Source organism: Aeromonas sobria, assembly GCF_006243315.1.
GTDB classification, from domain to species: Bacteria; Pseudomonadota; Gammaproteobacteria; order Enterobacterales; family Aeromonadaceae; genus Aeromonas; species Aeromonas sobria_A.
Window position 1 is genome coordinate 147,296 of record NZ_NKWE01000027.1, and the last position, 21,111, is coordinate 168,406.

Sequence of the window (21,111 nt, forward strand, 5' to 3'; positions counted from 1 at the left end):
CTGCGTTGGAGAAAATAGTGCTGCGAAGGGTACACTCGAACCGCTTTTGCTGCACCCCTTTGCAAAGCGTTGTCAGCAAAACAGCGCTGGCAGCGGATCCTGGGGATCTTGCGTTTTTCCTGTCAGAGTCGGGTATTCTGCTGCAAGAGATACCAGAATAAACATCATAACAAGACAAAACCCAGGGCCGAGTAAATGGATATCGCGTCTTGGGGCTATCATCATCCCAGCTTCGGAACAGTCTCTATGTCGTCATTAGCTCAAGCACAGAACCCTGCGCGTGTCATTCCCATCCAGGAGCGCCTGCCTCGACTGCTGGCAGCCCTTGGCGAGGGACTCTATGAACGGCAGGATGCGTTGCGACTCGGTCTGCTGGCCGCCCTCAGCGGCGAGAGTCTTTTCTTGCTGGGGCCCCCCGGCATCGCCAAGAGTCTGATTGCCCGTCGGCTCAAGCTGGCGTTTCACGACGCGCGCCATTTCGAATACCTGATGACCCGCTTCAGCACGCCGGAGGAGGTGTTTGGCCCTCTCTCCATTCAGGCGCTCAAAGAGGAGGGCAAATACCAGCGATTGACGGCAGGCTATCTGCCTCAGGCCGAAGTGGTGTTTCTCGACGAGATCTGGAAAGCGGGGCCGGCCATTCTCAATACCTTGCTGATGGCGATCAACGAGCGGCAGTTTCGCAATGGGGATGAGACCCTGCCGATCCCCATGCGGTTGCTGATCAGCGCATCCAATGAATTGCCTGCGCCGGACAGCGGGCTGGAGGCACTCTACGATCGGATGTTGGTGCGGGTCTGGATGGATCGGGTGCAAGAGAAGGCCAACTTTCAGGCCATGCTGGCCAGCGATGGTGCCACTTTGCATCATCTCTCTCCTGCCTTGCAGATCCAGGCTGACGAGTATCTGAAGTGGCAGGGCGAAATCGAACAGGTTGCCCTGCCAAGTGATGTCTTCGAACTGGTTTATCAATTGCGACAACGGCTCGACCATTTATCGGATGAACCCTGTTATGTCTCGGACCGACGCTGGAAAAAGGCGGTACGCTTGTGCAAGGCCAGTGCCTTTTTCCATAGCAGACAAGAGGTTGCACCACTTGATCTGCTGCTGCTCAAAGATTGTCTCTGGCACAATGGCGAGAGCCGGCTGGCCCTGCTCGAGTTAATGGAGGAGTTTGCCCGTCTGCACTGCTACCAGCAGCAAGCGCTGATATCCCGTCACCTGGCCATTACCGGCGAGTTGCAAACACTCCAACAGCAAATCAGCGCCAGACTGGCGCTGAAAGCGGAGCCCGGCAAAGGATTTTTTGGCAAGCGCGGGAAAGGCTGGCAACTCATGCTGGACGAGGCGAAAAAGCAGGGGGAGCGGGGGCTGCAGCTCCACCTCCACTTGCTCACCCCGGCCACATTGAGCCCGGAAGAGCCGGATCTGCAGGTGCAGACCCTGGAGTGTGACAAGGTGGTGCTGGACCACTGGCAGTTTAGTGGTGACAAGGTGTTGTTCCATCCCACGGGCAGCAAGACGGGCCTGACCCTCGAACTGGAGCTGGATCTGCAGCAGCGACTGCATCTGCTCGATAGCCAACGACGACCCATTGCGCTGGTGCTGGTGCGCAGAGAGCCTTTACCCGGGTTGGTTAGTGCCCCCTGGTATCAAACACTGACCCGCCTCAATGAGCAGCTGAGTGTCTTGCGAGTGGATCTGCGCCGCCAGCGGCACCGCTTCGATGGCCACCAACCCCATCAGTTTCTCGACGCCCGCTGGTTGATGGCGGTTGAAGAGGGCTTCTTTACCCTGGAGCGAGATATGGCGCTCACTACAGCGCTGCTAAGCCAATGGCAGAGTCGTTTGCCGGTGTTGTGTGGAGACCCGCTATAGATGCTCGAAATTGGCGCAATGAGTGCCTTGCTGACACTCGCCGAAGGGGAGATGGTGACCGAGGTTGTGGTCGCCATGTTAGCCAGTACGCAAGTGAGCCGGGTCCTCCGGATGGGGCGGGCACAGGGACGGGCGATCAAAAAGCGGCTGAAACATTGGCAGAATCAGGTCAATAACACCATTGCCCATACGCCGGTGCCGGTTGCACTGGAGCAGGAGTTTTTGCTCTATCAGCATGCCATATCGCTCACCCTCAGTGAGCTGGTGACCGGGCTGCCGGCGCTGGTCAGTGCGCTTGAGCAGAGTAGTGATTTTGCTGATGTAGGGCGGCAACTGGCTCATCAGTTGGTCGAGCACCCGACGGAAGGGGGGCGACGCTTATTACTCGATAAGTGGCGCACCAGTCTGGTGACGGCGTTGCTGCGGTTACAGCAAGAGCTGGCAGAGGCTGAACGGCAGCGTTTGCAGCAGGAACTGGAGGCGCAAATCGGCGCCAGTGAGGAGCTCGAGCAGGTACTCGACCCCGAGAATCGCACGGCTGGTGGCTTGTGGAATCTGGCGCAGGGCAAGTGGCAACCCGCGTCGCTGGTGTTGATCCGCCAATATGCGGCCATGTTGCGCAAAGAGCCGATGCTGCAAGATATTGCCAACAGCCTGGGGCGCAGCCTGCATGATGATGAGCAAGCCAAGCGCCCGCAGCCCCCACAACTGGTGCGGGTGCAGGAGCAGGTACTCAGTGATGAAGTGCCGGATGATCTGGTGGGTATCCATCAAGGGAATGATTTGATGCGGATGTTGCCCAGCGAGTCGGTGATGCTGGGCATACCAGAGCTGGAAATGGAGTTTTATCGCCGCTATCTGGAGCGGCGCCTGCTCAGCTATCAGGCCCGGGGAACCTTGCCCCGCCATGCCGTGCTGCCGCGGGTCCCCCAGCAGGGGGAGCAGACGTTGCAGCCCATGGGGCCGGTCATTGTCTGCATTGATACCTCGGGCTCGATGGGGGGCTATCCGGAGCAATGCGCCAAGGCACTGGCGTTGGCGTTGCTGCAATTGGCGCTGTCCGAACAGCGCGCCTGTTATGTGATGCTCTTTTCGACCGATGTGGCCACGTTTGAGCTCACCGATGCCAATGGTCTGGATGAAGCTGAGCGATTTCTGGCGATGACCTTCAATGGCGGCACCGATTTGCTGCCCTGCCTGAGCGCAGCGTTGCGCCAACTCCAATCCCCGGGATTTGAGCTGGCCGATGTACTGGTTATCTCGGATTTTATTGCCCAGCGCCTCCCGGCTTCGCTGGTGGAACTGCTGGCGGCCCAGCGCACCAGGGGAACCCGTTTTCACGCCGTTGCCATGTCTCGCCACGCCAAACCGGCGCTGCTGCGGGTCTTTGACCGTAGCTGGCTGCTCGATTGTGGCCTGCGTGGCCGCCTGCTGCGCCGCTGGCAGCAGCACTGAATCCCCATTGTCGGGGGCATGCCATCCCCCCGCTATATCAGCAGTTCCTGCTCAGGGAACCCCGCCAGTCACCCAACGAACAGGCGCTGCCCACCGTGACCTGAGTCACGTTATTCAGTCACAGTCCAGTTAGTGAGGCTATAATCGCGCCCCCGCGATTTACCGAGAAAGACACCGCCAAGATGGGTATGCTCCATTTTTTCATCTGTTTACTGCTGATCACGGTTCCATCCATTGGGCGAGCGGATACCCTTGCCCCATCGGCGTTCTTGCAAGAGCTGCAGGCGCTGGAGGCGGATTTCTCTTATAGCGAAGATTATCGCCAGCGGGTGGCTCAGCTGGTCAGCCAAAAAGATCAGCATTCGAGCGCAATCCAGAGCCGGATCGCCCAACTGCAGTGTGATTCATGGCCTGCCAACCATATAAGCGATTATCTGCAGGGGATCCGGTTTGCCGAGCGTGAACTGGGGATTATCAAGGGGCGCAAGGATCTTCATAGTGAAGCGGGGCTCCGGCTGTGTCGGGGCTGGTTCAGGCAGCGCCTTGGTGACATCGCCAAGGCCAAGGATGATTATGATGCCGCCCTGGCGATGGCCAGCCAGCTTGGCGCACTCCCGTTACAGGCAAAGGCCCGCAGTTATCTCGGTACCATGCTCGCTTCCCAAGGCGACATGCTGGAAGCGCTGCATCATCTCAAGCAGGCCAAGGCACTCTATGATGGCATTGGCTTGACCCGCCTGAGCCTGCGTCAACAAACCCTGATTGCCAACACCTATCGGCGGATGGGGAGCTACGTTCAGGCGGAAGTCCTGTTCGATGAGTTGCTGCTGAGCTATCGCAATAGCGGCGATGAGGGGGTGCTCAATGATCTGCGGGTCTACCAGGGCATCCTCTACACCAAGACTGGCCGTGATGATAAAGCCATTGCGCTACTGACCCTTGCCGAGTCCTATTTTATGGCACAGCAGCTGTGGATGGAGGTGAGCGAAGTCCGCTTATGGTGGGCCAATTCCCTGCTCGCTCAGGGTCGGGTAGATGAAGCCCTTGCCAAGGGGGACTGGCTTGATCTGCCACTACCGGACAATGAAGTTGAACCGATCCTGCTTGCCATGCGCAACTTGCTGCGTGGGGCTGTCATGGAGCACAAAGGGCTCTATCAGCAGGCGGTTGATTATATTGAACTGGCGGTGCCGACCCTGATGTCCGAGGCCCATCAGGAGATGCTGGCAAAAGCGTATCGCATTGAATCGTCAGCGCTGAAGTCGTTGGGCCGTTACCAGGCCAGCTTGCAAAAGCTGGAGCGGTATATCGAAACCTATCAGCAAGTTGAGCTGGAGCTGCAGGGGCATCGACGGCTGCAGATGCTGCTTGAGCAAGACCTGGCGCAACAGAAGCAGGAAAATGAGCGGCTGCAGGTGCGGCGCAAGATGCAGCAGCAAGAGTTGGTAGCGCTTGAGGCGGCACGCCGATGGCGGATGATGGCGGTTGTGCTCGGGGGCGGGATGCTGCTGCTGGTATTGCTCTATCAGTTGCAGCGCGGCCGCACCTTGCGTCAGTTGACCTTGACGGATGAGTTGACCGGTATCCAGAATCGCCGTCAGGTTCAGTTGCAAGCCGAGGCGCTGTTTCTGCGGGCCAAGAGCGGTCATCTCAATCATCTCTCCGTGCTTATCGTCGATATAGATCACTTCAAACGGGTAAACGACCGGTTGGGTCATCTGATGGGTGACAAGGTACTCACTGAGGTTGCGCGCACGATATCAGCTTCATTGCGAGGTCAGGATCGGGTTGGTCGCAACGGAGGAGAGGAGTTTATGGTGCTGCTGCCGGGGGCGCCGCTGGCGGCTGCGGGCGAAGTCGCAGAGCGGATCCGGCTGCAGGTGGCCAACCTGCGGGTGGATGGTGTGCCCGAATCTATGCCGATCCGGGTCAGCATAGGGTGTGCGCAATATGACCTGCGTGATGGCGAGTTATCCGGGTTGGTACACCGGGCGGATATGGCGATGTACCGGGCCAAAGAGCATGGGCGGGACCGGGTCGAACTGGCAAGCTAGCCGTTTGCGGCGGCCCATTTCTGCGTGGTCGACAGCTTGATGGCTGACCCTGCCTATCTGGTGCGGGTGGTCTGGCAAGCGGGGGATCCGGTCTGGCCGTCATGGCATCATGCCGTTAGAACGCGGGCTGGGTATTTTTCACTCGCGCGGGTATAATGTCGCGCAATTTTGCTTTGACTCAGGCGAGCAGACCCATGTAAGGCAAGGTACCCCATCATTACCATCACACTGCCGGGTGTTAGCGGCTATAGCTGTCATCAGGGCAGGTCAGGTACCATTGCGCCCCAATATGCCGTGAGTCGAATGCGGCATCCCGGATGTATTCCCACGGTGACCGAGGTCACCGCTCAATAGAAGAATGTTGAATTATGTCAGCTGAATTTCTGAGTGAAGTCTCCAAGAGACGCACTTTTGCGATCATCTCGCACCCCGATGCGGGTAAAACTACCATTACAGAAAAAGTCCTGCTGTTCGGACAGGCCATTCAGCGCGCCGGTACCGTCAAGGGCCGTGGTTCAGGCCAGCATGCCAAGTCTGACTGGATGGAGATGGAGAAGCAGCGTGGTATCTCCATCACCACCTCGGTGATGCAGTTCCCCTACTCCAATTGCCTGGTCAACCTGCTCGACACCCCGGGTCACGAGGACTTCTCTGAAGATACCTACCGTACTCTCACCGCCGTGGATTGCTGCCTGATGGTGATCGACGCCGCCAAGGGTGTTGAAGATCGGACCCGCAAGCTGATGGAAGTCACCCGGCTGCGTGACACCCCGATCCTCACTTTCATGAACAAGATGGACCGCGAAGTACGCGACCCGATGGAAGTGATGGACGAGGTGGAGCGCGAGCTGAAGATCATGTGCGCCCCCATTACCTGGCCAATCAGCTGTGGTAAATCCTTCAAGGGTGTCTATCACCTCTACAAGGACGAGACCTATCTGTATCAGACTGGTCAGGGCCACACCATCCAGGAGAAGCGGGTAGTCAAGGGGCTGCATAACCCCGAGCTGGATGCCGCCATCGGCGAAGATCTGGCCGCCCAGCTGCGTGGCGAACTGGAGCTGGTGCAGGGTGCCTCTCCCGAGTTTGATCACGAGGCTTTTATCGCCGGTGAGATGACTCCGGTGTTCTTCGGTACTGCGCTCGGTAACTTCGGTGTCGACCACATGCTGGATGGTCTGACCGACTGGGCACCGTCCCCGATGCCGCGCAAGGCCGAGAGCCGTGAAGTCGCCGCGACCGAGGAGAAATTCTCCGGCTTCGTGTTCAAGATCCAGGCGAACATGGACCCGAAGCACCGCGACCGTATCGCCTTTATGCGAATCGTGTCAGGCACTTACAGCAAGGGCATGAAGATGCGCCACGTGCGGATCGGCAAGGATGTGAACATCTCCGACGCCGTGACCTTTATGGCCGGTGACCGCGAGCAGGCGGTGGAAGCCTGTGCTGGTGACATCATCGGTCTGCACAACCACGGCACCATCCAGATCGGCGACACCTTCACCCAGGGTGAGGATCTCAAGTTCACTGGTATCCCGAACTTCGCACCGGAACTGTTCCGCCGCATCCGCCTGCGCGACCCGCTCAAGCAGAAGCAGCTGCTCAAGGGGCTGGTTCAGCTCTCCGAAGAGGGCGCAGTGCAGGTGTTCCGTCCGCTGATCAGCAACGATCTGATCGTCGGCGCGGTCGGTGTGCTGCAGTTTGATGTGGTGGTGTCTCGTCTGAAGAGCGAATACAACGTCGAAGCGCTGTACGAGGCGGTCAACGTCTCCACCGCCCGCTGGGTGGAAGGGACCGACGTCAAGAAGTTCGAAGAGTTCAAGCGTAAGAACGAGGTCAACCTGGCCCTCGATGGCGGTGACAACCTCACCTATATCGCGCCGACCATGGTTAACCTGCGACTGGCACAGGAGCGTCACCCCGACGTGGAGTTCCGCCAGACTCGCGAGCACTGATAACGGCTGGTTTGCCTGTTGGCAGATGATAAGAGACCCCGCTTCGGCGGGGTCTCTTTTTACATGGTCATAATTCCCTTCCTGATCACAATATCCCATTGTTTTTCCATACGAAACCAACATAGGATTTCTCTTCGTCATGAAGATTTCGGAAAGAGCAGCAATAAGGACATAGCATGCACATTCTCCAAGCCACCCCGGCCCATCTTGAAGAAACCAGTCAGTTGTTTGATGCCTACCGCCAGTTTTATGGGCAGGATCCGGATCATAGTGCCGCGACCGGCTTCATTGCCGAGCGCCTCACCGCCGCCGATTCGGTCATCTTTCTTGCTCGCAATGAGATGGGGAAAAGCATCGGTTTTACCCAGCTTTATCCCGCATTCTCTTCCGTTGCAATGAAGCGGATGTGGTATCTCAACGATCTCTATGTTGTCGAGTCGGCCCGTCAGCAGGGTGTGGCGAGGGCCCTGCTAAAACGGGTAGCAAGTTTTGCCAAAGAGACAGATGCGCTGACCGTAAAGCTGGCCACGGGCATATCTAATCATCCCGCTAAATTGCTCTATGAATCAGAGGGGTATCAAAAGATCACTGCCTTTGACCACTATGCCCAACGGGTTTAGGTGCTTCTCCCCTTGCGGGAGAAGGGTTGGGGATGAGGGGAGCTACTCCAGCGTCAGCACCATACAAATTTCGCAATCCCCGTGACCGGTGCAGCCGAGGGGGCCGGGAAGATGTGCAAAGCCCAGTGATTCATAGAGGCTGGTGGCTTCCCGCAACACCTCTGTGGTCTCCAGATAGCAGCGTTGATAGCCGAGTGCCCGCGCCTCATCGATCGCCTGCAATACCAGCCGCTTGCCAAGGCCCAGTCCACGCAGGGTAGGCATAAAGTACATCTTCTGCAGCTCGCAGACCCCCTCTTCTCCCGCCAGCGGCGCTATACCGCCCCCGCCGAGAATGGAACCGTCCGGCCCTTCGATAACCCAGTAGCGGCTCTTCTCCCCCTGATAACTCTGGGAGAGGGTATCGAGATTGGGATCGGAGACCCCATAGCCTTTATCGGCGGTGAGGCCATATTCGGCCGATACGGCGCGGATCACCATGGCGATCTGGGGATTGTCCGCCGTCGTGATGGGGCGGATATGGTAACCCTGCTGGCGGCGGGCGCGGGAGAGGGCGCTGCGATAGAGCAGCAACCCTTGCCACAGCTGCTCCCGCTCGGGCAGGTTCAACTGCGCTAGCATCTCCTCCATCGCTGCGTCCATCTCCAGGTGCAAGGTCAACAGCATGGCCTGGCCGTGTACGGTGAGGCGAGCCTCCTTGCTGCGCCCGTCGGATGGGTGCGGGTGCCAGCTGATCAGCTCCCGCTCGGCGAGGCGGGCCAGCGGGCGGCTGGCGTTGGATTTGTCGATGTGCAGTTTTTCTGCCAGCTGCTGGTTGGTGGCGGGGGCGTTCTCCAGTTCGATCAGCAGGTGCGCCTCGATGGGGGTGAGGGCCAGATTGCCGCACTGCTGGGAGAGCATGCCGAGTTCGCGCACCAGATCGCGTGACAGGGCGCGCAGGGGACGGGGATCCATATCGTGGTTTCCTTTTTAGTTGTGCATGACAACTAACATAGCATGAAGGTTGTGATGCGCAACCTTTTTGCCGCCATGGTGGCACCCAATGGCGAGCGGCAGCCAAGAGGGGCTGCCGCAGGCAAGCTGGTTCGTCAGGCGGCGGCTCTCACCCCCAGTTCCGGACGACGGGAGAAGCAGCGGGCAAGTAGCAGCATGGTGACGACGCCTATGGTACCCAGCACCAGCCAGGGGAGGGCCGGTTGCCCCTGTTGCAGCGAGAAGTCATAGAGGGAGCCGCCACCCACATAGCCGGTCATGCCTCCCAGCGCCAGCCCGAGGCGGCTGAAGCCCATGTAGCTGCCACGAGCATTGGGGTTGGCGAGCTTGGTCATCAGGGTCTCCCGCGCCGGTTCACAGATGATGATCCCCAGATAGAAGCAGGCCAGCAGTACGAAGATGCCGGAGAGGGTGCTGACGAAGGCCACCAGCCCGATCCCCACCGTCATCAGCAGAATGCCTGCCATCAGCCGGTTCTCCAGCCGGAAGCGCCGCTCGCTGAAACGGGCGATGGGGTAGAGCAGTGCCAGCGACAGCGCCGTTTCCAGGCTGTACATCCAGCCTACCGCCGTGGTGGTGCCAGCCAGTTGCTTGACCAGGATCGGGAAGATCAGCATCACCTGCACCCACAGCATGTAGTAGCCGCTCAGGATCAGCACCAGCCGGCAGAAGGCGCGATCCGCCAATACCTTGCCGAGCCCTTCCCGCATCGGGGTCGGTTTGACGGAGATGCGGTAGGCGGGCAGCAGGGTCCAGTTGCACAGGGCGGCCAAAGTGAAGAGCCCGGCCCCCAGCAGGCAGACATAGGTGAAGTCGAAGCGCAGCAGCCAACTGCCAAGCAGCGCACCGGTCACAGCTCCTGCGCTTTCGAGCATCATCAGCAGGGAGATAAAGCGGCTCCGTTCACGGGGGCGGGTGAACTTGATCACCAGCGCTGCCCGTGGCGGGTCGAACAGGCAGCCGCCGAGGCCCGAGAGAAAACAGGAGAAGATCAGCATGGCGCCGCTGTCGGCCCAGGCCAGCGTGGCAAAGCCTACCGCTCGCAGCAACATGCCGGTGACGATCAGTGGGCGGGCCCCGAAGCGGTCGGCCAAGGATCCACCAAAGATCCCCAGCCCCTGCTGGGTCAGCTGGCGCAGACCAAGGGCCAGCCCCACCAGCCCCGCGGCCCAGCCTAGCTGATCGACGAAGCGCAAGCTGATCATCGGCATCACCACAAAAAAACCCAGGATCACCAAGGTGGTATCCAATGCCAGAAACCAGCGTCCCCAAAATCTCGCCCTATCGACCATAACATCCTCTCATTCACAGATAACTTCATTCTGGAGAGGGTTTAGATATAGTGGTAGACGACAACTACCTATATTTCATATCAGGATTATTTATGTCTATGGATCTGGACGATCTGCAATTGCTGCTGGATGTCGCCGAGCTGGGCAGTTTCAGTCAGGCGGCGGCTATTCGTAGCTGGTCGCAGCCACTGGTGAGCCAACGGATTGCCCAGCTCGAACTCAGTCTCGGGGCGCCGCTGTTTCAGCGTCATCGGCGCGGGGTGACGCCGACTCGTGCCTGCGAACAGTTTCTGCCATCGGCCCGCTCGGCACTTGCCACCCTGAGTGAGGGGCGACTGGCATTGCAGGGGGCGCCAGCCTTGCCTTGTATCCGTCTTGCCAGCCTGCCCTCTCTCACCGCTGTGGTATTCGGTTCCTTGTTGATGGAGCTGGTGGACGAGGCGTTCGAGATCCGCTGCACCACGGATCACTCCGGGGTCATCATGCAGGAGTTGTTGACCGGGGTGACCGATATCGGCTTTGTGCTCAAGTGTCCGCCTGTTGCAGGCCTGCAGATGGAGCTGCTCTGCTGTTCCCCCATCATTGCTATCGCCTCGCCACTGCACCCACTGGCGGGGCGCCCGGGTCTGACCCTGCAGGATATCGCCGATCAGCGGTTGGCACCCCAGGTGTGGGGGCCCGGTTGTGATTCCTTTATCCAGCAGTTGCGGCGACTGCGGCGGGCGGCAAGCCCCCTGCATGCGGTGCAGCCCGCGAGTGCGGCGCGGGATCTGGCGCTGGAGCACGGCTTTATCACCCTGATGCCGGAGCTGGCCATCAAGCGGGATCTGGAGGTGGGTCGGCTGGTCAGGCTCGATGTGCGTAATCTGCCGCAGGATCACTGGGACGTGATGATGGCCTGGCGCGGCGGCAAACGGCCCAATCCGGCCCGGGAAGCTGTGCTGACCACGGCTCGTTCGCTGGCCAAACGCTGGCGTAATGAGTAGAAAGGTGCGGGACAATGCCCGCACCGGATGATTCAGTAGCTGGCCTTGAGGGTCACGCCACTGAATGCTGCAAACCCTGACAGCTGTACATGCCAGGTGCCTGCCTTGGGATTGGTGAATGAGCAGTTTTCATTATTGCCACCCTGGTAGGGACGGCAGTCGTAACTGCTGCTAGTGGGGGCGCTGCCAAAGCGGACGTAGAGGTCGGCATCACCGGTGCCGCCGCTGCTGCTGATCTGCAGTGACCTGGTGCCAGCCGGTACGGTCAGGGTGTAGTTGAGCTTGCCTCCCTTGCTGGCGGCGAGGTTGCTCCTCGGCACGCCGTTTTGCAGCACCTTGTCACTCGGTGGCGGCGTGGTGCCGCAGCTGGCATCGACCCCGACGGTCTGGAAGGCACGCGCCACATCCGCTTGGCTGTAACCCAGATCGGCGGTTGCCCGGCTGACGCCGCAGGCCCCTTGCTGGTAGTTGGTGTTGGCGCCCCAGTAGAGGCGGTTGGCCAGCACGAACACTTCAAACGCCTTGCGGGTGTTCCAGCCGCGGCTGGTGGCGAGCAGGTAGAAGGCGCGGTTGTAGACCCCGGAGCTGTGGTGCACATCCATCCCCTCCTGATAATCCGCCGCATGGCCGATGGACCTGCCATCCCGGGTTGGATCCTCGAAGTAGCGCAGGGAGCCGTTGCCCTTGAAGATCTGGGCGCCGACCAGCCAGTCGTTGTTCCCCTTCATGTAGAACTCGGCCGCTTCCCCCGCCATATCGGAGAAGGCTTCATTGATGCCGCCGGATTGTCCTGAATAGACCAGCCCGGAGTTCTGTTCGGTGAAGCCGTGACTCACTTCGTGGGCGGCGACATCGAGGCTCACCAGCGGGTGGAAGGTGGTGGCACCATCACCAAAGGTCATCTGGCTGCCATCCCAGAAGGCGTTTTCGTAATTTTTGCTGTAGTGAACCCGCATCTTCAGTTTGAAGGTGAGGGGCGCCGTGTTGTACCAGTTGCGGTACATGTCGAACACCACGTTGCCGAAGTAGTGGGCGTCGTTGAGGGGGGAGTAGGCGCCGTTGATCTCCTTGACCCGGTTCTCCGGGCAGGTGAACTGGTGGATGGTGCCGCCAGACGTGGCGTGGTTGAGGTTGATGGTATCGACGTTGGGGCTGGTCATCCGGCAGTTGTCATCGACGATCAGCGGGCCAAAGTCGGAGCCGTAGATGTATTTGCCGGTCTTGATATTGCCCCCGGGGCCGCTGGCATTCTTGTGGTTGATCCCCTCCCAGCGTTTGAGCTCTTCGCCGCTCTGGGCATCGAGAATGACGAAGGGGCGGCTGGGTTTGTCACCTTCGGCGATGAAGGAGACCTGATAGACCAGCCGGGCCAGCCCGTTCTCGTCCTGCATCACGTAGAGTTTGACCTGCTCGTTGCTCCCCTTGCTGCCCGCCTTGGCCTTGCTGGCGGCATCCTGTGGCGAGAGAGTGGTGGTCGGGCTTGCCACATCCTGATCGATCTGGCGCAACATGCGCCCGCTGGCCTGCTGCAGCTGGCCGTTCAGGCTCTTGTCAGCCACTACCCCCTGACCCATCACCGGGATGCCGTTCCAGACCTGCTCGTAGCGGATCCGCTGCTGGCCATTGGGCAGTTTGACCACCCGCACCTGACGAAACTCGCCATCTTCCAGCTGCAAGGTGCCGCTCGCGGCACTGAGGCCGGTCATGGCCCGAATGCCGTTTGCCGTTACGTTGATCTCTACCTCTTGCGCCGCCAGTGCGGCGCCTCCCCAGCAGGCCAGCACAACGGCCAGATAAATTTTATTCATCTCTTCTTTCCTTAAATCGATGAGGTTGATGAACCGACCCATGGTCGGGCGCTTTGAAGCTAGTGCCGCTGAGGGAAAGTGCCCCCTGTCAAATGTGACAGCGCAGCACAAAGGGGGAGCAGGATCTGCCAAAGTGCCTTTTGGGTGCATCGCTTGGCGTCATATGGAGAGCTTTATCCGGTTTCAGCCACACCCCCTCCTCTTTTGAGGGAGGTGCAAACTTGCGCGGTCACCCTCTGCGGGTTCTGCCGGAAGATCGCGCTAAAAGTGGCTGGCGCGGCCAGTAGCGATTGGCTACATTGGGTGGCTGGTTCGCTATTTGATCACTGATTTGAAAGGAGAATCCCATGTTTTCATGGCAGTTGGACGACGAGCTTGCGCTGCTCTTCTTGCAGCCCGATATGGCGAGCGAACTGTTTGCCCTCTGCAATAACAACCGGGAGTACCTCTCCCAGTGGCTGCCCTGGCCGCCGCTGATCCAGCGCCCCGTCGACAGCAGCCTCTTCATTCGCAGTGCCATCGAAAAATTCGCCCGCGGCGAAGGGCTCAGCACCGCCATCGAGTATCAGGGGGAGGTGGTGGGTGTCATCGGTTACAACAGCATCGATCACGATCTTGGCAAGGTGGTCATCGGTTACTGGCTGGCAGAGCGTTGGCAGGGCAACGGCATCATCACCCGGGCCTGTCAGGCGCTGATCCATCACGCCTTCGAGGAGATGGGGGTGGAGAAGGTGGAGATCAGCGCCGCCACCGATAACGAGCCCAGCAGAGCCGTCTGTGAACGGCTTGGCATGCAGCAAGAGGGGGTGACCCGGCGGGCAGAGCGGCTGGGTAACCGGATTGTGGACCACGCTCACTACAGCCTGCTGCGCGATGAGTGGCTAAGCCAGAGGGAGATATGATGGTGCTGCCACATATCAAGACGGCCCGTAGCCACCTGACCATACTGTCGCCGGATCAGGCCCCCATGATGCTCGACTTTTACCGGCGTAACCGTGGCCATCTAGCCCCCTGGGAGCCACTGCGGGACGAGCACTTTTATACCCTCTCTTATTGGCATGCCCGGCTGCAGGACAGTTACAGCCAGTTCTTCAACGGCACCGGCGTCACTCTGGTGGCGCTTGATCCGACCGGGGAGAGGGTGATCGCTACCTGCAACTTCAGCAATATTCTGATGGGGGTCTTCAAGGCGTGTCATCTGGGCTACGCCATCGACCAGCAACACCAGGGGCAGGGGATAATGCGAGAAGTGCTATCTGCGGGTATCGACTATCTGTTTCGGGAGCATGACCTGCACCGGATCATGGCTTGCTATATGCCGGTGAACCAGCGCAGCGGCGCGCTGCTGGAGCGGCTCGGTTTCGAGCAGGAAGGATTCGCGCGGGCGTATCTGATGATCAATGGTCGCTGGGAGGATCACATCCTCACCTCCCTCATTAATCCCGCACTCTGATCGACAGATAAAAAAACGGGCCCGAAGTTGCCTTCGGACCCATCTTCGAATGAGGTGCAGGCTTAGTTAGCCTTGGCATCGCTCACTGCAGCTTCAACCTTGGTAGCTACGTCAGCGGCAGCTTTTTCTACGGTTGCAGTCGCTTCGGAGGTGGCCTTCTCTACGGTAGAGGTGGCTTCGCTAGCGGCTTTTTCTACAGTTGCAGCAACTTCGGCGGCCGGAGCAGCAGCAGCAGGAGCGGCAGCTTTCTCTTCTTTCTGACCACAAGCGGTCAACATCAGACCCAGGATACCGGCTACCAGTACTTTGTTCATGTGCATACCCTCAAAAAAAGATGGAGAGATGGTCTGTGCAACCATCACAGCGCCCGCTGTGACCCGGTATTGAAAAAGAGGCCGGGCGGCAGAGAGCGCGCGAAATATAGCCCCATTAGTGACCAATGAAAACTGATATCACAATGACATTTTTTCGTGCCGTGGATAAAAAGCACCACTGCAACGACGAATATCAATATAAGATGCCGTCAAGGCAGCAAAAACGCCCAATAAACCACCATTTCATGGCTGCAGGTTAGCACTTTGGCTGAATTTGGCCCCCAGCTGAGTTGTGAGAAAACGGACTTTAGTCAGACAGCTTCTGACAGGGCAGCCGTTTTCCCTCACGGTGGCTCTGGCGGGCCAGATCCAGCAGCGCCATTACCGCCAGTGCCTCGCCAGCTGGCACCGGGTTGCTCCCTTCGCCCCTGATGGCGGCGCAGACTCCGCGATAGTAAGCGCCATAATCCCCTGCCTCGCCCACCACGCTCTGCTGCTGCAACTGACCATCGACAATGCGGCTGAGCTGACCGGGCTGGTTATCATGGCCCCAATCGGCGGCCGGTGGTCGCAAGCCCTGCTTGAGCTGATCTTCCTGCACATCCATACCAAATTTCACGAACGAGCCCTGGCTGCCGTGGATCACGAAACGCGGCATGGTGGCCGAGACCAGGCAGCTGCCGTGCAGAATGACCCGCAGCTGTTCACCATAGCCCAGCACCACGTGGAAGTAGTCATCCGCCAGCGCGCCGGGGCGTTGCCCGGCCAGATCGGCCTGCAGCCAGTCGGGCTGACCGAACAGCTGCAGCGCCTGATCCAGCACATGGGGGCCGAGATCGAACCAGAGGCCGGAGCCGGGGCCACCCGCTTCGCGCCAGCGCTGACGCACCTCGGGGCGATAGCGATCGAAGTGCGACTCGAACTGGGCGATCTGCCCCAGACTCCCTTCTGCCAGCAGACGGCGCACGGTGAGAAAATCGCCATCCCAGCGGCGGTTGTGGAAGATGCTGAGCAGCCGTTGCTGCTTTTGTGCCAGTTCGACCAGCCCTTGCGCCTCGGCCAAGTCCAGTGCAAACGGCTTGTCGATCACCACATGCTTGCCAGCCAGCAGTGCCTGACGGGCGAGGGGGGCATGGGTATCGTTGGGGGTAGCGATCACCACCAGATCGACGCTGTCATCGCTCAGCACCTGTTCCAGCGACCCGACTCGGCAGCCGGGCAGATCGGCCTGCACTTTGGCGGCATTGCTGCTCACCACCCAGCCGAGGGACAAACCGGGCGTGGTGGAGAGGAAGGGGGCGTGGAAGGTCTTGCCTGCAAAGCCATAGCCCACCAGGGCTGCATTAAGAGAGTGACTCATCGGGTGTGCTCCGCTGACATCGAGTGAGTGGGGTTGTCATCACCGGCAGGCTGCCGGATGGTCATACGCTGTAAAGGCGATACAAAAGAGAAGGGGGCCGTTGGCCCCCTGAGTGTACCCATCAGAGCACAGGATTTATTGCAAACACAAGCTGCGTCCGCGGCGGGTCATCAGCATCACCAGGGGCGGTAGCAGCAGCCACATGTGCAGTGCCAGCTGGCTGAGCGGGTCTCCTGTTAGTAAGCCGGTCAAGCCAACCAGCGCGCCGGATCCACTCATCTGGAACAGGCCGAGCAGAGCGGCGGCGGTACCAGCGCAGTGGCCGAACGGTGCCAGCGCCATCCCGGCGGCAGAGCCCAGAATCATGGCAAAGCCGATGCTGGAGAGGAACACCGGCCCCATCATCGCCAGCGGATGTTCAATGTGCATCGCCAGGGTCAGTATGATGGCGGAGAGGAGCAATACCAGCAGGCCGATGCGCAGGGTGCGTCTTGGCCCTACCTTGGCGATAAAGCGCGGTGCCATGAAGCAAGCCAGAATATTGAGCGCGGCGTTGGCGGTAAACCAGTAGCTAAAGCCACTCATATCCAGCCCCAGTTTCACCATCAGCTGCACCGGTGCGGCAGTGACATAGGCGAGGATCACCGCCATCGCCAGCATGCAGAGCGCCGCGTTGAACAGGAAGCTGGGAGAGCGCAGTACCGGGCTGTAGCGGGACCAGCTGATCAGGGCCCCTTCGCTGCGGGTGGCGTTCGGGCGAGTCTCCGGCATCCGCCACATCAGCCAGCTGCCGACGATGACCGCATAACCGGCCATAAACCAGAAGTTGGCTGACCAGCCCGCCTTGGCGGTGAGCCAGCCACCGAGCAGGGGGGCCAGTGCCGGAATAAAGCAGATGGCGCCATTGAGATAGGAGATCATCTGGCCGCTCTTTTTCGGGCCGTAGCTGTCACGCACCACCGAGAAAGCGGCCACCGAGGTGGCGCAGGCGCCGAAGCCCTGCAGCACCCGGGCCAGCATCAGCTCGCCGAGACTGGCGGCAAAACCGGCCGCCAGTGCGCTCAGACCATAGAGCAGCACGCCACCCAGGGCGATAGGTTTGCGGCCATAACGATCGGCCAGCGGCCCGACCAATAGCTGACCCAGCCCCATGCTGAACAGGAACCAGGTAATGGTGCCCTGCATCAGGGTCACTTCGGCGCCCAACTGCTCGGCCATTTGTGGAATGGCGGGCAGATAGATGTCGATGGCCAGCGGACTGAACAGCACCAGTAGCACAAGTAAAAGAATCAATGGCATCAGTCACCTCGGGGCGTGGGGGAAAAATCGATTGGGGCGCGAGTCTACTGACTCACAGTAATGAATTGAAATGGTATTTTATCACTTGTGTTATTCCGCTATGGAAACATGCAGGCAACAGCACCGGCTAACAGGAGCTTGGCCTTCATCACATGTCAGGCTAGCGCCGCTAATTGGCGCTTTTACTAAACCCTTGCGCCGCATAGAATGCGCAGATTATTTTTGCGGAGGTGCGCGATGAACAAGCTTGTCCTGGCAACAGGTAACCAGAAAAAGGTGAAGGAATTGGCCGCCATGCTGGCCGATATGAAGATCCAGGTGATCCCGCAGAGCGAGTTTGCAGTCTCCGATGCCGAAGAGACCGGCACCACCTTCGTCGAGAATGCCATTATCAAGGCCCGCCACGCCGCCCGCATTACCGGTCTGCCCGCCGTTGCCGATGACTCGGGTCTGGAAGTGGATCTGCTGCACGGTCGCCCCGGTGTCTACTCGGCCCGTTTTGCCGGCCCTGATGCCAGCGACAAGGATAATATTGAAAAGCTGCTGGGCGAGCTTGCAGGTGCACCGGATTACCTCAAGAGTGCCCGTTTCTGGTGTGTGCTGGTCTATATGCGTCACGCCGACGATCCCACCCCCATCATCTGTCAGGCGAGCTGGGAAGGGGTGATCATCGATGAGCCGCACGGTCAGCACGGCTTTGGTTATGACCCGGTGTTCTTCGTGCCGGATCACGACTGCACCGCGGCCCAGATGCCCGCCGAGCTGAAAAACCAGCTCAGCCACCGCGGTCAGGCGCTGGCCAAACTGAAAGCGGCGCTGGCCGCCCACTGAGTTCTGGCCCTTCCCGCCCATCGCGTATTGTCATCTACAATGGGGGCCTTGAGCCCCCGTTTTATTGGAAGCCCCATGCTGCAACTGCCGCCCCTCTCCCTCTATATTCATGTGCCCTGGTGCGTCCAGAAGTGCCCTTACTGTGACTTCAACTCCCACGCCCAGAAGGGGGAGCTGCCTCACCTCGAATATGTCGCCGCCCTGCTCGAAGATCTGGATCAGGATCTGAAGTGGGCGCAGGGGCGGCCGCTCTCCTCGATCTTTATCGGCGGTGGCACCCCCAGCCTGTTGACGGTGGAGGCGATGCAAACCTTGCTGGACGGAGTGCGGGCCCGCATTGCGCTCACCGCGGATTGCGAGATCACCATGGAGGCCAACCCGGGCACGGTAGAGGCGGACAAGTTCGCCGGTTTCAAGCGCGCCGGCATCAACCGCATCTCCATCGGGGTGCAGAGCTTCCAGCAGGAAAAACTGACCCGTCTCGGCCGCATCCATGGCCCGGAAGAGGCACGCAAAGCCGCTGCACTGGCCCATGCCATCCAACTGCCGACCTTCAATCTCGATCTGATGCACGGTCTGCCGGATCAGAGTCTGGATGACGCTCTTTATGACCTGCAGCAGGCCATCGACTGCGCGCCGCCGCATCTCTCCTGGTATCAGCTCACCATAGAGCCGAACACGGCGTTTGCCTCCAAGCCGCCGCGGCTGCCGGAAGATGACACCCTGTGGGATATCTACGAGCAGGGCCACGCCATACTCACCGCCAGCGGTTATCGCCAATACGAGATCTCGGCTTACGCCAAAGAGGGCTACCAGTGCCGCCATAACCTCAACTACTGGCGCTTTGGCGACTATCTGGGGATTGGCTGCGGCGCCCACGGCAAGATGACCGATCTCGCGAACCAACAGATCCTGCGCACCGCCAAGGTGAAGCATCCGAAAGGGTATCTGGATAAGAGTCGCCCCTATCTGGACGAGCAGTGGCAGGTGACTGCAGATGATCTGCCGCTCGAGTATTTTATGAACCGTTTCCGGCTGTTTGAACCGGCCCCCAAGGCGGAGTTCGAGGCATACACAGGTCTGGAGTTGGAGCGGGTGGAGACGGTACTCGCCATCGCCCAGAGCAAGGAGCTGATCGAAGATCTGGGGGATAGCTGGCAGCTCACCGCCCTCGGCCACCGCTACCTCAATGTATTGCTCGAACTGTTTATGGATGAGTGAGCTGTGGTTGGCGAACCTTGTCTGGGCCGTTTCTACACAGATCTTGTTTAGAAAGTACCACTGGTGTGGATTTCAATGGGTGAAGCCCTCTTCTAATTGAGGCCGATATGCACCATTACCTTGAGTGCAGCGCGCCGGTGAGTGAGTTACAGCAAAAGAGAGTGGAGATGGCAAAGATAAACGGCTTTGGGTGGGCGGTATTGGGGGTGATCGTGCTGGTTGGTAGCGGTGTTGCCTATTTGGCCATGCCGACCAAGCAGCAGGTTAATATCAGCCTGCGCGGCAATCATGACGGAGTTGACCGTACTAATGCAGTTAAGCAGAGGTTTGCCCAACTGGCCCTGCTATGTCCAGCTATAACCAAGGCCAAGTCTGTGACAGTTACCCATGAGCAAGGTGAGTTCCTTCTGTGGCGTAACGAGCAGCTCGGCTGGCAAAGTGACTATTACTTTCAAGCGGTGGACCGAAGTGGTGAAAACCACCATTTCTACCTGCGCGATGATGGTAAGAACGAGCTGATTATCAACGGCAAACAGTCCAGCCTCGATTGGTGTGGCATTCAGCAGAAGATGAATGGTTACTATCTGGCTGCCTTCTAGCCTTTAAATGGGGCGTAATCACTCCAGAGACCTATCAACAATCAGGGCGCCATTGGCGCCCTGATTGTTGATGGTCGGTAGAAACCCGCTCAGCAGCAGACGCTGATCATCTGCTGTTGGCCGGGCTCCCACCGCTTGCCAAACTTGGCCTTGCGCTGGTAACTCCCCTTGCCCTTCTTGTTGCGCTCGACCCGGCTGCGAAACAGCGGATCACAGAGCAGGGCGTGTAGATGGTTATCCTTTATCTCGCCGCGCTGATGGGCATAGTTGCCCCCTTGCGCATGCTCCTCACGGGGGAGGGCGGGTTGGTCGACCCGAATGTTGGCCATGATGGCTCCTCTTCTTGCTCTTGGTGTGTTGACTCTGGTTTCTGGATGGCGGTTTTCGCTGCGGGCACTTGTTCAGGTGAGCGCCCGGCAACCGGATGCGCCAGCACCGGTTAAAAACGCGGCGATTTTGTCACCAAATCGCCGCCGGAGCAATGAGTCGTGCGTACCGAGTCAGGCTCGCTCAGTCAGGCATACCGTGTCAGCCGTGAACCTGGTCATGCTGGTCGTGGCTGTGATGCTCGTGATGGGCCGGGGCGCCAGATTCCAGCGTCTCGAGGATGGCGCAGTGTTCGGCCGAGCGGGGGCCGCCGCAGCAGATGTTGGAGAGCTGGCGCAGGTTGTCGCGAAAGCGGGTCAGTTCGATGATCTTCTGCTCCACCTGGGCCAGCTTGGTGTCGGCCACCGCTTTCACCTCCTGGCAGGTCACCTTGGCCTTGTTGGTATCAAGGTCGAGCAGTTCGCCGATGTCCGCCAGCGAGAATCCCACCGACTTGGCGCGGATGATGAACTCCAGCCGCCGCTTGTCCTGTTCGTTGTAGAGGCGGTAGCCGGATTCGTTGCGGATCCCCGGTGAGATAAGCCCGTTCTTCTCGTAAAAACGCAGAGTATCTGCCTTGACCCCGCACGCCTTGGCCAGTTCACCGATCCGATACATGCTCTCTCT

Annotated in this window: 19 protein-coding genes; 11 read left to right on the forward strand and 8 right to left on the reverse strand. The window is 59.4% G+C overall.

Annotated features, from left to right (window positions below):
* Positions 1 to 246 precede the first annotated feature (246 nt).
* The 5 genes from CF137_RS09540 to CF137_RS09560 all read left to right on the forward strand — a co-directional run bounded on the left by CF137_RS09540 (position 247) and on the right by CF137_RS09560 (position 7,962).
* Positions 247 to 1,878 carry an ATPase RavA domain-containing protein gene (locus tag CF137_RS09540; RefSeq protein WP_139718848.1) on the forward strand — a complete coding sequence of 544 codons (1,632 nt, stop codon included), beginning with the start codon at positions 247 to 249 and terminating at the stop codon, positions 1,876 to 1,878.
* A complete protein-coding gene (gene viaA, locus CF137_RS09545; RefSeq protein WP_101323677.1) occupies positions 1,879 to 3,333 on the forward strand; it encodes an ATPase RavA stimulator ViaA in 1,455 nt (484 codons plus the stop codon).
* 188 nt (positions 3,334 to 3,521) lie between these two features.
* On the forward strand, positions 3,522 to 5,387 hold the full coding sequence (locus tag CF137_RS09550; protein WP_162515902.1) for a tetratricopeptide repeat-containing diguanylate cyclase: 1,866 nt from the start codon (positions 3,522 to 3,524) through the stop codon (positions 5,385 to 5,387).
* A 365-nt stretch (positions 5,388 to 5,752) separates the two neighbouring features.
* Positions 5,753 to 7,342 (forward strand): peptide chain release factor 3, encoded by a 1,590-nt coding sequence (gene prfC / locus CF137_RS09555; protein WP_101317961.1) that lies wholly within the window; start codon positions 5,753 to 5,755, stop codon positions 7,340 to 7,342.
* Positions 7,343 to 7,518: 176 nt separating this feature from the next.
* Positions 7,519 to 7,962: a GNAT family N-acetyltransferase gene (locus CF137_RS09560; RefSeq protein WP_139718850.1), complete on the forward strand. Its 444-nt coding sequence runs from the start codon at positions 7,519 to 7,521 to the stop codon at positions 7,960 to 7,962.
* Between the two features lie 42 nt (positions 7,963 to 8,004).
* On the opposite strand, the gene CF137_RS09565 is transcribed toward CF137_RS09560, so the two are convergent.
* Together CF137_RS09565 and mdtH are read right to left on the reverse strand one after the other, a co-directional pair.
* Positions 8,005 to 8,916 carry a bifunctional helix-turn-helix transcriptional regulator/GNAT family N-acetyltransferase gene (locus CF137_RS09565; protein ID WP_139718851.1) on the reverse strand — a complete coding sequence of 304 codons (912 nt, stop codon included), beginning with the start codon at positions 8,914 to 8,916 and terminating at the stop codon, positions 8,005 to 8,007.
* A gap of 134 nt (positions 8,917 to 9,050) precedes the next feature.
* Positions 9,051 to 10,247, reverse strand: a complete 1,197-nt coding sequence (gene mdtH / locus CF137_RS09570) for a multidrug efflux MFS transporter MdtH (RefSeq protein WP_101323680.1) — start codon at positions 10,245 to 10,247, stop codon at positions 9,051 to 9,053.
* Positions 10,248 to 10,339: 92 nt separating this feature from the next.
* Between mdtH and CF137_RS09575 the strand changes: the two genes are divergently transcribed.
* Complete coding sequence (locus CF137_RS09575; RefSeq protein ID WP_162515903.1) at positions 10,340 to 11,233, forward strand: LysR family transcriptional regulator; 894 nt, start codon at positions 10,340 to 10,342, stop codon at positions 11,231 to 11,233.
* Between the two features lie 32 nt (positions 11,234 to 11,265).
* Here the strand turns inward: CF137_RS09575 and CF137_RS09580 are convergent, their stop codons facing one another.
* Positions 11,266 to 13,041: a M4 family metallopeptidase gene (locus CF137_RS09580; protein WP_139718852.1), complete on the reverse strand. Its 1,776-nt coding sequence runs from the start codon at positions 13,039 to 13,041 to the stop codon at positions 11,266 to 11,268.
* A gap of 347 nt (positions 13,042 to 13,388) precedes the next feature.
* Here CF137_RS09580 and CF137_RS09585 point away from each other — a divergent pair, with 347 nt between their 5' ends.
* Positions 13,389 to 13,943 (forward strand): GNAT family N-acetyltransferase, encoded by a 555-nt coding sequence (locus CF137_RS09585; protein WP_139718853.1) that lies wholly within the window; start codon positions 13,389 to 13,391, stop codon positions 13,941 to 13,943.
* Positions 13,943 to 14,494: a GNAT family N-acetyltransferase gene (locus tag CF137_RS09590; RefSeq protein ID WP_139718875.1), complete on the forward strand. Its 552-nt coding sequence runs from the start codon at positions 13,943 to 13,945 to the stop codon at positions 14,492 to 14,494. The genes CF137_RS09585 and CF137_RS09590 overlap by 1 nt, the downstream gene beginning before the upstream one ends.
* A 62-nt stretch (positions 14,495 to 14,556) precedes the next feature.
* On the opposite strand, the gene CF137_RS09595 is transcribed toward CF137_RS09590, so the two are convergent.
* The 3 genes from CF137_RS09595 to CF137_RS09605 all read right to left on the reverse strand — a co-directional run bounded on the left by CF137_RS09595 (position 14,557) and on the right by CF137_RS09605 (position 17,467).
* A complete protein-coding gene (locus CF137_RS09595) occupies positions 14,557 to 14,808 on the reverse strand; it encodes a hypothetical protein (RefSeq protein ID WP_139718854.1) in 252 nt (83 codons plus the stop codon).
* Between the two features lie 307 nt (positions 14,809 to 15,115).
* A complete protein-coding gene (locus tag CF137_RS09600) occupies positions 15,116 to 16,168 on the reverse strand; it encodes an oxidoreductase (protein ID WP_139718855.1) in 1,053 nt (350 codons plus the stop codon).
* Between the two features lie 135 nt (positions 16,169 to 16,303).
* Entirely contained in the window at positions 16,304 to 17,467 is a 1,164-nt protein-coding gene (locus tag CF137_RS09605) for a multidrug effflux MFS transporter (RefSeq protein WP_162515904.1), read from the reverse strand.
* A 237-nt stretch (positions 17,468 to 17,704) separates the two neighbouring features.
* Between CF137_RS09605 and rdgB the strand changes: the two genes are divergently transcribed.
* The 3 genes from rdgB (at position 17,705) to CF137_RS09620 (ending at position 20,118) form a co-directional block, all read left to right on the forward strand.
* Entirely contained in the window at positions 17,705 to 18,298 is a 594-nt protein-coding gene (rdgB, locus tag CF137_RS09610; RefSeq protein WP_042024421.1) for an RdgB/HAM1 family non-canonical purine NTP pyrophosphatase, read from the forward strand.
* 75 nt (positions 18,299 to 18,373) lie between these two features.
* Positions 18,374 to 19,519, forward strand: a complete 1,146-nt coding sequence (gene hemW / locus CF137_RS09615) for a radical SAM family heme chaperone HemW (protein WP_139718856.1) — start codon at positions 18,374 to 18,376, stop codon at positions 19,517 to 19,519.
* A 167-nt stretch (positions 19,520 to 19,686) separates the two neighbouring features.
* Positions 19,687 to 20,118: a hypothetical protein gene (locus tag CF137_RS09620; RefSeq protein WP_139718857.1), complete on the forward strand. Its 432-nt coding sequence runs from the start codon at positions 19,687 to 19,689 to the stop codon at positions 20,116 to 20,118.
* Positions 20,119 to 20,207: 89 nt separating this feature from the next.
* Here the strand turns inward: CF137_RS09620 and CF137_RS09625 are convergent, their stop codons facing one another.
* On the reverse strand, positions 20,208 to 20,447 hold the full coding sequence (locus CF137_RS09625) for an alternative ribosome-rescue factor A (protein ID WP_139718858.1): 240 nt from the start codon (positions 20,445 to 20,447) through the stop codon (positions 20,208 to 20,210).
* Positions 20,448 to 20,646: 199 nt separating this feature from the next.
* On the reverse strand, positions 20,647 to 21,102 hold the full coding sequence (gene zntR, locus CF137_RS09630) for a Zn(2+)-responsive transcriptional regulator (protein ID WP_101346295.1): 456 nt from the start codon (positions 21,100 to 21,102) through the stop codon (positions 20,647 to 20,649).
* Positions 21,103 to 21,111: the final 9 nt, after the last annotated feature.